The 324-nt window shown below is 48.1% G+C and carries 1 protein-coding gene; it reads left to right on the forward strand.

The window, feature by feature from the left end; all coding sequences use genetic code 11:
• Positions 1–324, forward strand: a 324-nt coding sequence (locus HC175_RS22120; protein WP_168140010.1) for an efflux RND transporter periplasmic adaptor subunit, incomplete at both ends; no start/stop codon positions are given.

Raw genomic sequence — 324 nt, forward strand, 5'->3', positions numbered from 1 at the left:
CTGAGATCTATCAATCTAACCTGGAGCGGTCCCGTGCCGGACTTCAGAATATAAAATCAGGCCTTGCACAGTCTGAGGCTTCTCTAAGGGAAGCCGAAGCTAATTATGAGCGAAATCGTACCCTTTTTGAAAAGGGGATCATTTCAAAAGCGGAATGGGACAGGATAGTTTCCGCCTATGAAGTTGCTCAGGCTACACGCCAGGCTGCTTTCTACAATGTTCGAAGTGCCGAAGCCAGTGTGAACGAAGCCCAGGAGAGTCTTGGAAGAACCAATATCTATGCTCCAATGTCCGGAACCATTTCCTCTCTTGATGCCGAATTGG

It is taken from the genome of Salinimicrobium oceani (assembly GCF_012037645.1).